Source organism: Exiguobacterium sp. s127 (genome assembly GCF_018618695.1).
Taxonomy (GTDB): domain Bacteria; phylum Bacillota; class Bacilli; order Exiguobacteriales; family Exiguobacteriaceae; genus Exiguobacterium_A; species Exiguobacterium_A oxidotolerans.
In genome coordinates this window covers 102271-113542 of sequence record NZ_JACSMO010000001.1, presented here as the reverse complement: position 1 = coordinate 113542, position 11272 = coordinate 102271, and the positions used below count along the sequence as shown (strand labels likewise).

Below are 11272 nucleotides of genomic sequence, written 5' to 3'. Positions count from 1 at the left end.
TTCGAAATCAGCGGGACCTAGCTCTTGTCATGACCCTCGATCAGAATGTTCCTCAAAACCACGGCACTTTTCTAGCGTGTCATTTTCTTGTATTTTCCTAAGATGAGACCCTTCACTATTTCACCGACTCGTTTGGTACAGGCGTGCCTCATAGGGCTGCAAGATCTTACTTGCACTCTCTTCATAGTTCGAGAGAAGTAACTGTTCATTCGGTAAGGCGAATGTCGTTTCGACCTGTTCATCATGGACGTTCAAGACGATTCGCCACGTCACCCCTTCGAATTCCCGTTCATATACGTAAAGATAAGGATCCTGAATCGCCAAATCACGATACACGCCATACACCATGACAGGATGTTCTTTTCGTAATTGAATCAACTCCCGGTAAAACACGAGAACCGATTGCGGATCCTGTTCAGCTGCCTGCACGTTGATTGTTTTATAGTTCGGATTGACCGTCATCCATGGTTCCCCTGTCGTAAATCCGCCTGCCCGGCTATCATCCCATTGCATCGGTGTCCGCGAATTATCCCGCGCCCGTAGCTGCATCGATGACAAGACAGTGCCACTCGGCTCTCCCGCTGCGACGCGCTCCTCGTAACGATTACGGAAGGCGACGTCTTGGTACAGAGAAGCATCCGAGAAACGAATACCCGTCATCCCGATTTCTTCTCCTTGATAGACATATGGGATACCCGGTAACGTGTGTAGCATCAAGCCGAGTAACTTGGCGCTCTCGACACGATAGCACTCGCTACCGAAGCGCGTGACTTGTCTTGTATGATCGTGATTATTCAAAAATTGTGAAGCGACGCCTTTCGGGTACAGCGCATCATACCACCGTTTTTGAATCTGTTTATACCGCAGCAGGTCCATTTCTTCCATGTCATCGGCGACTTCGAAATGAAACAACGTCTGTAACTCCTGACGTTCTTCGCTGACATATAACAGCCCGTCTTCGGGACCGACAAACGGAATCTCCCCGACCGTAAACAAGTCTTTCCCCGCAAGAACTTCCTGATGCATCTCCTGTAAAAATTCATGGACTCCCGGTTGATTGCCTAAGTAGGACAAGTCAAACGGATCCTCCACATCGTCAAACGCCGCTCGTTTTTTAATCAAGTTAATGACATCCATCCGGAAACCATCGATGCCTCGGTCAATCCACCATCGCATCATCGTGTAGACAGCTTGACGGACGGCAGGCTGTTCCCAGTTCAAATCAGGTTGTTCTGACGCAAACGAATGAAAATAGTACTGTTGCCGTCCTTCATCCCATGTCCATGGACTCGGCGCAAAATACGACCGCCAATTGTTTGGTGGTGTTCCTTTTTCCCCGTCATGCCAAATGTACCAATCTGACTTATCATTCGTTTGATCACGGCGCGACTCCTCAAACCAGTGATGTTGATGACTTGTATGATTGACGACAAGATCGAGAATGATTTTTAAGCCGCGCGCATGCGCCGATTCAATCAGCTGGTCCAAATCTGCCATCGTGCCGGCTTTCTCCATGATGCCGTAATAGTCAGCGATGTCGTAACCGTTGTCGATATCAGGTGATGTATAACAGGGGTTAAGCCAAATGACATCCACCCCCAGTGAGGCGATGTAGTCGAGCTTTTCAATCACGCCCCGCAAGTCCCCCATCCCGTCTCCATTCGAGTCGTTAAAACTCCGCCAGTACACTTGATAAACGACGGCTTCTTTCCACCAGGTCCGATTCATCTTTTCCATCTCCCGTCTAGTAGTCAATCGATTACTTGTCTAGTGTATCAAGAACATCGTCTGAAATTGGAATGTTCTTCTAATTTTTAAGGAATTTTAAAAAACCTCTTTCATTTTGACTGAAAATTCGCTATTCTTGACGACAATACCTGAAGGAGGAACAGAGATGAAACATTTCGCCCCATCGATCGCCATCGATCGCTTGCCCGATCCCGTCTTCGCAGAACTTGCCCAACGGATCGGTTCCGTCAAAGCCGCAGGACACGACGTCATCACGCTAGGTCAAGGAACACCGGACCAAACGACACCCGTACATATTCTCGATGCTTTAAAACAAGCCATCGATGATGCAAGTAATCTCCAATACCCGCCGTTTCGCGGACATGATTTCTTAAAACAGGCCGTCGCTAATTTTTATGAATCAGAATTTGGCGTGTCGGTTGATCCGGCGACAGAAGTCGCGATTTTACTCGGAAGCAAGGCCGGCATCGTCGCCCTTCCGCAGACGATCGTCAATCCCGGTGAAGGGGTCATCGTCCCGGATCCAGGTTACCCGGATTACTTATCAGGCGCAGCACTTGCCGGTGCGTATCCGATCACGCTTCCGCTTCTCGCTGAAAATAGCTTTTTGCCTGACTATGATCTCCTCGATTCGCTTGACGTCGAACGAGCCCGGATGTTGTTCCTCAACTATCCGAGTAATCCGACCGGTGCGACAGCGACGGCAGCGGCTTTTGAACAAACGGTCGCGTTCGCTGATGCACATGACATTTGCGTCGTCCATGACTTAGCGTACGGCGGGATCAGTTTCGATGGTCCGACGCGGAGTTTCCTCCAGACGGAAGGCGCTAAGCATGTCGGGATTGAGTTGTTTTCACTCTCTAAACGGTTCAACATGTCCGGCTTCCGGATTGCCTTTGCAATCGGTAATCCGTCCGTCATCGCGAGCATCGAAACATACCAGGAACACCTTTACGTCAGTGCCTTCACACCGATCCAGCATGCAGCGACGGTCGCACTTTCAAGCGATCAGACATGTGTCCGTGAACTGAGCGCCTTGTATGAGACGCGACGCGATGCGTTGTTCGGTGCATTAAACGAAATCGGCTGGGACGGACCGGTTCCCGGCGGTTCGTTCTTCGTCTGGCTCCCTGTTCCGTCCGGCTTCACGTCCCAAAGCTTCACCGATCACCTGCTCGACGAAGCGCATGTCGCCGTGACACCGGGTCATTTCTTTGGTACATACGGTGAAGGTTACGTCCGGATCAGTCTGATTGCCGATGTCGACCGACTCGTCGAGGCTGTCAAGCGAATCGGGACCCTTCAGCTCTTCCAAACCGCCGTTGCCGAATAATTCTGAAAAAACGTTTGACAGATGGGAATCATTTCCGTTAAAGTAAATCCCAACAGCATAGCTACTTATCGAGAGCGACCGAGGGATTAGGCCCAACGACGTCCGGCAACCACCAGTAATGGAACGGTGCCACATCCTACAGAACTTCTTTTGTTCTGAGAGATAAGTTACGAAATTCTACACTTCGTCGCTTTTTTCTGGTTGCTCTCTAACTGGAAAAAAGCGATTTTTTTGTATCGGGAGGGAAACATCATGATTGAGTTCGCACACATCACAAAACAATTCGTCCGTGACCGCACACCGATTTTTGCATTAAACGATGTCAACTTAACGATTGAACAAGGGGAAATATTCGGCATCATCGGTGAATCCGGCGCCGGAAAAAGTACACTCTTACGGTTGATTAACGGGCTCGAGACACCGACGAGCGGTACGGTCATAGTAGACGGAGCCAATCTATCACGTGTCTCCAAAACGTCTCTCCGCAAACTCCGTCTCCGGGTCGGTATGATCTTTCAACACTTTCAACTGATTCAGTCCCGCACCGTTGCCGACAATATCGAGTTCGCCTTAAAGGCTGCCGGTGTCAAACGGCGTGAGTTCCCGAAACGGATTCAAGAATTAACGGCACTCGTCGGACTCGAAGGATTCGAGACGAACTATCCGAGCCAACTCAGTGGTGGACAAAAACAACGCGTCGGCATCGCACGAGCGCTCGCCAACAATCCAAACATCTTACTCTGTGACGAAGCGACATCAGCGCTCGATCCCGTGACGACGCTCCAGATTCTCGATTTACTGAAAGATTTGAACGCCCGGCTCGGTTTGACGATCATCCTCATCACCCACGAAATCGACGTCGTCAAACAAATTTGTCACCGCGTTGCCGTCATGGCGCACGGTGAAGTCGTCGAAGTCGCTTCGACTTACGCCATATTTAGTCAAGCCGAACATCCGGTCACAAAACATTACGTCGATACGGCACTCCAAATCGAGTTACCGGAACGGATTTTACGGACGACACCCGGCAAAGTCATTCGACTTCAGTTCACGGGTGAAAAAACAGGTGAGAGTACCTTATCTGAAGCCATCAAACAATTCGATATCGCAGTCAGCATCCTGCATGGGAAGGTCGACTACATTCAGGACGTCGCGTTTGGCGTCTTAATCGTCAGTTTGACGGGACCGACACTGCACGTGAATCGTGCCTTAACCTGGCTCGAGGGACAGTTGCACGCAATCGAGGTGATTCAAGATGTCGCTTGACCGGTTTACGACAATGCTTCCCGACTTAACGAAAGCACTCGGAGAGACGGCCTTCATGGTTGGCATTTCACTCGCCTTCGCCATCATCATCGGAATTCCACTCGGGATTTTATTATTCATCACCGACCGCGGACTCTTTTTCCAAAACGTCTTCATTCGAACGACGTTGGACTTCGCCATCAACATCGTCCGCTCGTTACCATTCATCATCCTACTCGTTGCTTTGATTCCATTGACGCAACTCATCACGAAGACGACGATCGGTCCCGCTGCCGCCTCGGTCAGCTTGAGCGTCGCCGCGATTCCGTTTCTCGCCCGACTCGTCGAAACCTCACTCCGTGAGATTCCACCCGGTTTGATTGAAGCAGCAGAAGCGTGCGGGGCGAAACCGCTTCGCATCATTATCAGTGTTCTCCTTCCGGAAGCATTGCCCGGAATCATTCAAGGCTTGACGTTGACCTTGATCAGCCTGATCGGATTCTCAGCGATGGCAGGGATCGTCGGTGGCGGCGGAATTGGTGACCTCGCGATCCGGTTCGGTTATTACCGGTACGATAACGTCGTCATGATCATGACGATCGTCGTGCTTGTCGTCATCATTCAAGTCATTCAGGCACTCGGCAACCGGTTCGCACGTGTCGCCGATAAACGATAACTTACAAATAGAGAACGCAAGGGAGAGATTAAGATGAAAAAACGCTATGCCTTTTTAGCAACAGGATTATTAGGAGCAAGCATCTTAGCCGGATGCGGTGACAGCAGTGCAAATGAAGAAACGAAGTCCATCAAAATCGGGGCGACGAGTGGTCCGTATAGCGATATGGTCAAAGAAGCGATTCAACCGGGACTCGAAAAGAAAGGCTACAACGTCGAAATCGTCGAATTCAGTGATTACATTCAACCGAACCTTGCCCTCGGGAGCGGTGATATCGATGCCAACCTGTTCCAGCACTCGATTTATTTAAAAACGTTTGCGAAAGAAAAAAATCTCGATCTCACAGGGCTGATCACCGTCCCAACGGCACCGATGGGATTATACAGCAAGTCCTATAAAACGTTGGACGATGTCAAAGAAGGTGCTGAAGTCGCAACACCCAATGACCCGACGAACCAGGCACGTGCTTTAAACCTGTTAGCGGATCAAGGTTGGATTGAACTAAAAGCAGATACCGATCCATTGACCGTCTCAGAAAAGGACATCATCAAAAATCCAAAGAAACTCGTCATCAAACCGCTTGAAGCCGCTCAGCTCCCACGCGCTGTCGAAAGTGTTGATATTTCAGCTGTTCCCGGAAATTTCGCACTTGCTGCGAAGTTCGACTTACTCGATGCACTCGCACTCGAGACGATGAACGAGCAGTACCGCAACTTAGTCGCTGTTAAGACAAGTGACGAAGACAAACAACTGGCCAAAGACTTGACCGCTGTCGTCAAATCGGATGACTTTAATGAAGTGATCGAAAAATCATTCAAAGGATTCAGTAAACCGGACTGGGCGAATTGAGCGGCAGCGTCTGTGTCACTTTTACAGAAAGACCTTTGTCTTGCCTACTCCCCGAAGATAAATGATATAAAAAAGAACCGGACGGCTCCACCTCCTTTCAACAACAGGGGTGGGCCGTCCGTTTTTTCGATAGTATCTCTGTTACTCGTCGCTCCTTCCCGAATCGCAGCCTTTCTCAGGTCTTCTTCCATTAGAAAGCCTAAAAAGATTTGCTTCCACGTGACTCCTACGGGAAAAAGCGCAAGGCTCGCTTGCGCTGTCAGAGGCAGGCGAGACCCTGCACCTTGACCTGTAAGGGAAAGGGGCAACGGCTTGCGCCTCGTCCGAGGAAAGCACGAGAAGCATGAATCTTTTCGCCTCTTAACATTCATTTCCACCGACTGACACCACATATTTTCTGATTCGTAGAATGCGTCGCCCATCCTTCCCAAATCGTCTCCGAGCGGCAAGCCTTCGCGCCGCTTCGTTTCACTGCAGGGTCGCGCTTGCGCTGTCAGAGGCAGGCGAGACCCTGCATCTTGACCTGTAAGGGAAAGAGGCAACGGCTTGCGCCTCGCCCGAGGAAAGCACGGGAAGTAAGAATCTTTCGTACCACTTATATCAACCACCTACGTTTTTTGATTCGTAAGATATCACGTTTCCCGGGACTCAAGACAAACCAAAAAGCCTAGGTTCCCATTGACGAGAACCTAGGCTTTACTTTAGTTCGTGCTATTTTCACGGTGTTCTAAAGTTAATCGTAAAGTACGGTGCATCTTTTCTAAACGCCACTCCAACATCCGCTTGTTTGAAGCCGCTTTGCATGATGTTCTCACGATGCCCTTTTGAGTTCATCAATCCCCAGTGAGCAGTGAAGACATTTGGATACCCCATCGATAAGTTTTCACCCGCCATCGAGAAGCGAATGCCTTCTGCCTTCATCCGGGCGAACGGGTCACGGCCTTCAGGATCCGTATGCGAGAAAAAGTTATTCTCCGCCATGTTTTCACTGTGTCCGCGCGTGACCGGTTTTAATGCTGTATACGGCGACAATGCAGGTTTCTTGTATTCGGCACGTTCCCAGTTCATCAGGCGTAACATCAATTTCTCATCCGTCGTCCGTAATGCTTTTGAAGCAGCACCATAGAACCCTTCTTTTTTCGCTTCGACGTCCTTCGGAATCGCCAGTGTTGCTTTGACGCGATTTTTATCATATTGATCAAAGAAATACGTCACGTAGTTATCGTTCTTTTCATAGACGGCTGCGTGATCAAGGTTCAGCATGTAGTTCGTATTTCCCTTTCGATAGGACTTGACGACCTTCCAGCCTTTTTTCGCAAGCGTCGCTTCCGTATCTTTATTTAACGTCGCGCCTTGCGTCGTCACGCCGTCCCGGAAACGATACTTCCCGTAATCTTTCCCGTCTTTCGTCAGTGCGACAAACTCCTCTGTCGCTGTCCGTCTGACTTCCCACTTGTATCCCGGGTACTCACTTGTATATGCATCAATCAGCTTTCCCCCACTTTTCGGGTACTCCGCCTCCGCTTGTTCGATTGGAACGCTTTCGCAACCAAAGAAAGCAAATGCTATTACCCCGAGGACTAATACTTTTTTCATCCTGCTGGTCCGCCTCCTTCTTTCTTGCATTACCCTTATTTTAAAAGAAATTGAACCGTTCGAACAGTCAGAGTATCCATTCTAAGAAAATCACATGATTCATTCGACTTGTTCACAACACAGACACATTTTAGTAACATCGCCTTTAAAGGTCTGACAACTTAGTCCGAAGCCATTCTCATTTCATTATCGTACAGAAAATGAACTATTTTCCCCTCTTGTTGAAATGTGTGAACATTCTTTTATTTTCATTCTTTGCAAATCTTATTGCCGTTCTTTCATCACCTAGCTAATATTAGGAATCGTAAGGAAAAAAAATACGTGTTTGTCCATATAATATCCATCAAAAGGAGTATGCCATGATTCTTCTCTACTTTATCTATGAATCGATTACGTTTCTCGCGATTCAGCAGTACTTGTTTTCAGGTTGGATGATTCTCGTTGTGTTGACGGTCTCCTTTAGTCTCGCGAACGCACATGACGAAGTTCACTATAGCCAACGTCTCGGATTCGAACTGCTCGTCCCGGGTGTCGGAAACTTATTACGGAAGAACTTTATCGTCGGTCTTGCCACGATTATTACCTTAATCATCATCCACTTCATGTATATGTTCCGGATTCTTCCTCTTGAAACTGCCCTGCTCCTCACCTTTTCAATCAGTACCCTTTCCTTCCTATCTCTTTTTATCCGAACACAAAAAAAAGCGGACCGCTAAGTCCGCTTTTTTGATTTATTGAAATTTATCAGAAGTCGTTAATTTGTAGCGTTTTGAAAGCTCAAGCCAATTCTGCCCATCTTTTTTCGTCTTCACGAGAATGTATGGCAGGCCTTTCGAAACACGAAGTTCGAGTAATTCACCTTGTTGCTGACCATGTGTTTCACTCACTTTCAACCAACGCTTTGCAATTTTTCGTTCAATGACGATGTGCTTTCCTTTTTGAACAGCACGCCATTTTCCAATTTCGGCTTTTCCTCTAACAGGAACGGCACTCTCAGCACCTTGAATTGAAATAATGGCTGGATCGTGGTCACTCGCACTTCCGTCCGCTTCCATATAATCCGAGTTGATGTTGACGATGTCAGAAGACGTATACGATTTTAAGTTTTTCGAGATTAGGATGTGATCGAGTACTTGTGCGTTACCATTATAGACATACGAGTAACGTTCTGATTTCGGAAGATCATCGACCGTGTTCCACAAGTTCTTTCCTTTGAGGATGTCGAGTGTTTTCGAGAACTGGAAGTCATTCAAGTCACCAAGAACAACGACATTCGAGTCTTTGACTTCTGTTTCGAGTTCATTGACGAAATCTTGGACGATTGTCGCAATCGCATGACGCTGTACTTCGCTCTTACGTACGACCGGTTGATTTTTACCGAAGTCTGCTCCGTCGCCACCTTTAGAGTTAAAGTGGTTGACGATGACATGGTACGACTCCCCTTTGAAGAGGAATTCCCCGACGAGTGGCTTCCGTGAACTTGCGAAGTTCGGGTCGAGCGGTTGAATCCGTCCCGGGTTACTCGTCAACTTGCCGTTTTCGACCGAAACCGCTTCTGTTGCCGTTCCTTTTTTACCTGGTGCAAGTGAGACGCGCTCCGGGTTATACAAGAAGCCGACACGGATGTTTCCGCCTGGCTGTCCACCATCTTTTTTATCTTCTGGTGCGATGTCTGTATACGCATACTTAACGCCAGTTTTCGCTTCAATTGCGGCAATCAATGTTTCAAATGATTTGGATGCATCGACTGTTCCGCTATCAACTGCACCATCGTTATCTTGCATTTCTGTCAAACCAACGATGTCCGGTGTTTTAAGGAACGTCGCGATCCCTTCCGAGACACGATCAACTTTCCCGGCGTCTGCTGTCGAAGCAAAGTTTTCGACGTTATACGATGCGACCGTCAAACGTGACTCTCCTGTTTCAATGTTCGTCGGTTGACGATCAATTTCACTCGTGACGAGTTTCGGAAGATCAGCTGCTTTTGACAAGACTTTATAAGCAGAGTAGTTGTAGCTCATGACCCCTTCAATCGTTCCTTCAAAACGGTCACCTGATTTCGCACGGTATGACGAACTGCCCATCTCGACGAAGAGACGTTCCGGGTTGACGTTGTCTGCCGTCAAGATTGGTGTACCGCGTTTCGTGTAGACTTTGTCTGCTGTTTGCGTCCGGACCGGAATCGTCCGGTTTGCTTGTGGACCTGTGACGATGGCATTCGGAAGTGCAACACGCATCCCTTCGACACTTTCATACAGGTCGATTGCATCCTCTTCCGGATCAAAGTTCGCGAACGCATCGTTATCGACGACATCCGTCGGAATCAAAACGCCGTCCCCACCGAGGACGATGCTTGCAGGTAATCCTTCGTTAAGTGCTCCTTTAACGAGGTTGACAGCACTGAGCTCTGTTACAGGCAAGTCTGTCTCCGCTTTATCACTATATCCACCTAATAGCCATTCTTTCACATATCCAGTTGTCGCGACCTTTTGTCCGACTGCCGCTCCGTGGTTTTTCGAATACACTAAGATACCTTCAGATGTCTTACTGTTATTATCCGGATTCGGATCCTGCATGTAGAAGTTGTTTGCATCCACGATATACGTGACGACACCTGTCGTCCGGACGAGTTGATCGGCGTATGGAGACAAATGTGCAATTCCTTGGATACTGCTGATTTTCGTGAGGGGTGGTGCGATGTAATATTTGAACGTCGAAACGGCTGACGTTTTACCATTCTTGACGACGACTGCTTGAATCGTCATTTCCTCATTAATTGTGATCGGCTCTGAGTAAACCGGACTTTCAACTGTCGGTGTTAATCCATCGACTGTATAGTGAATCGTCCCTTCCCCTGTAAGCGTTACTTTATCACCACGCTCAACTTCGCCGACTGGGTCAGCCGTTGGTGCAACGAGAATATCACCTGCTACTGCTTTATGTGATCCTAAATCTGTTAATGTATCGACCGGGAAGCTTGTCCATTGTGACGGTTCATATGTTTTTGAACCGGTCGTCACGTTTGTGTTACGGACGAGCGTCGTATCTTTCGCGAAATCCGCACTTGATCCGACTGGTCCGATGATGTCGAGGACGACATCTCCTTTTTTCAGGGCAACGGGATCGTTACCGTTGAAGTTCAGTGATCCTGTCGTTTGTTGTGCTTTTGCTTTAATGTCAGCATTTGCACTTGAGTTTGCAATGACGAATGTTTTCCCCGGGTCAATCGTTCCGGAAAGCGTGATTTTTGATTCAGACGGTCCACCATTCGTATACTGTACGAGTGTGTAGTCAGCGAGATTGATGATTTGTCCCGAACCATTGTAAATCTCGATCGCTTTGTTATTGCTCGATCCTTCTATGTACTCTGACAGGATGACGCCTTCGCCCTCTGCCCCTACGATGATGCCTGCCTGCGGAAGAATACCTGCTGTTAATGCTCCGACCAATGCCCACTTACCAAACGTACTTCCGTATTTCATGATGTTGACCCCCTATTTAATTTTCTGACACTTCTTTATAATATCAGAAATAATTTGGAAAAGTGTATATTTTTCGTAAAAAAACATGTTATCCTTCGTAAATGATAATAATGGTATCGCTTACAAATTTTTATCGTTCGCTTTTATTATAATTATCTTTTGGAGTCACTCTCATCAATGGATGTCTTCCCACCGTTAGCAGGTTAAAAAAGGGCATAAAAAAAAACGCCTTCTCAGCGTGTTGGTTTCTTTTACATTAGTTGTCAGTGGAATCGAGGACACAGGTGATCAAAACACCTGAAACGACGAAAGCCCTACCTCTCTTTCGTTGTTACGGCTCCT

General features: G+C 48.0%; 8 protein-coding genes and 1 riboswitch. Of the genes, 5 read left to right on the top strand and 3 right to left on the bottom strand.

Translation table 11 applies throughout. The features are described 5' to 3' along the window. Positions 1-120: 120 nt before the first annotated feature. Positions 121-1728 (bottom strand): alpha-glucosidase, encoded by a 1608-nt coding sequence (locus tag KNP98_RS00510; protein ID WP_214810537.1) that lies wholly within the window; start codon positions 1726-1728, stop codon positions 121-123. A 166-nt stretch (positions 1729-1894) separates the two neighbouring features. Between KNP98_RS00510 and KNP98_RS00505 the strand changes: the two genes are divergently transcribed. From KNP98_RS00505 to KNP98_RS00490, 4 genes are all read left to right on the top strand, one after another. Beyond that, complete coding sequence (locus KNP98_RS00505; RefSeq protein WP_088837858.1) at positions 1895-3082, top strand: aminotransferase class I/II-fold pyridoxal phosphate-dependent enzyme; 1188 nt, start codon at positions 1895-1897, stop codon at positions 3080-3082. Positions 3083-3144: 62 nt separating this feature from the next. Then, positions 3145-3251, top strand: a riboswitch (SAM riboswitch). An 83-nt stretch (positions 3252-3334) separates the two neighbouring features. Beyond that, the gene (locus KNP98_RS00500; RefSeq protein ID WP_214767085.1) at positions 3335-4348 is read left to right on the top strand and encodes a methionine ABC transporter ATP-binding protein; all 1014 of its coding nucleotides are present in this window, start codon (positions 3335-3337) and stop codon (positions 4346-4348) included. Next, positions 4338-5003: a methionine ABC transporter permease gene (locus tag KNP98_RS00495; protein WP_214767083.1), complete on the top strand. Its 666-nt coding sequence runs from the start codon at positions 4338-4340 to the stop codon at positions 5001-5003. The genes KNP98_RS00500 and KNP98_RS00495 overlap by 11 nt, the downstream gene beginning before the upstream one ends. Before the next feature lie 33 nt (positions 5004-5036). Beyond that, complete coding sequence (locus KNP98_RS00490) at positions 5037-5852, top strand: MetQ/NlpA family ABC transporter substrate-binding protein (RefSeq protein ID WP_088837861.1); 816 nt, start codon at positions 5037-5039, stop codon at positions 5850-5852. A 717-nt stretch (positions 5853-6569) separates the two neighbouring features. Here the strand turns inward: KNP98_RS00490 and KNP98_RS00485 are convergent. Further along, positions 6570-7448: a CAP domain-containing protein gene (locus KNP98_RS00485; protein WP_214810536.1), complete on the bottom strand. Its 879-nt coding sequence runs from the start codon at positions 7446-7448 to the stop codon at positions 6570-6572. Between the two features lie 359 nt (positions 7449-7807). Here KNP98_RS00485 and KNP98_RS00480 point away from each other — a divergent pair, with 359 nt between their 5' ends. Beyond that, entirely contained in the window at positions 7808-8164 is a 357-nt protein-coding gene (locus tag KNP98_RS00480) for a hypothetical protein (RefSeq protein WP_088837863.1), read from the top strand. Between the two features lie 15 nt (positions 8165-8179). Here KNP98_RS00480 and KNP98_RS00475 read toward each other — a convergent pair whose 3' ends face one another. Further along, the gene (locus tag KNP98_RS00475; RefSeq protein WP_214810535.1) at positions 8180-10930 is read right to left on the bottom strand and encodes a chitobiase/beta-hexosaminidase C-terminal domain-containing protein; all 2751 of its coding nucleotides are present in this window, start codon (positions 10928-10930) and stop codon (positions 8180-8182) included. Between the last annotated feature and the right edge of the window lie 342 nt (positions 10931-11272).

Excerpts from the sequence above, each read along its gene's own strand:
- KNP98_RS00510 (WP_214810537.1), bottom strand. The coding sequence starts at position 1,728 with ATGAATCGGACCTGGTGGAAAGAAGCCGTCGTTTATCAAGTGTACTGG.
- KNP98_RS00505 (WP_088837858.1), top strand. The coding sequence starts at position 1,895 with ATGAAACATTTCGCCCCATCGATCGCCATCGATCGCTTGCCCGATCCC.
- KNP98_RS00500 (WP_214767085.1), top strand. The coding sequence starts at position 3,335 with ATGATTGAGTTCGCACACATCACAAAACAATTCGTCCGTGACCGCACA.
- KNP98_RS00495 (WP_214767083.1), top strand. The coding sequence starts at position 4,338 with ATGTCGCTTGACCGGTTTACGACAATGCTTCCCGACTTAACGAAAGCA.
- KNP98_RS00490 (WP_088837861.1), top strand. The coding sequence starts at position 5,037 with ATGAAAAAACGCTATGCCTTTTTAGCAACAGGATTATTAGGAGCAAGC.
- KNP98_RS00485 (WP_214810536.1), bottom strand. The coding sequence starts at position 7,448 with ATGAAAAAAGTATTAGTCCTCGGGGTAATAGCATTTGCTTTCTTTGGT.
- KNP98_RS00480 (WP_088837863.1), top strand. The coding sequence starts at position 7,808 with ATGATTCTTCTCTACTTTATCTATGAATCGATTACGTTTCTCGCGATT.
- KNP98_RS00475 (WP_214810535.1), bottom strand. The coding sequence starts at position 10,930 with ATGAAATACGGAAGTACGTTTGGTAAGTGGGCATTGGTCGGAGCATTA.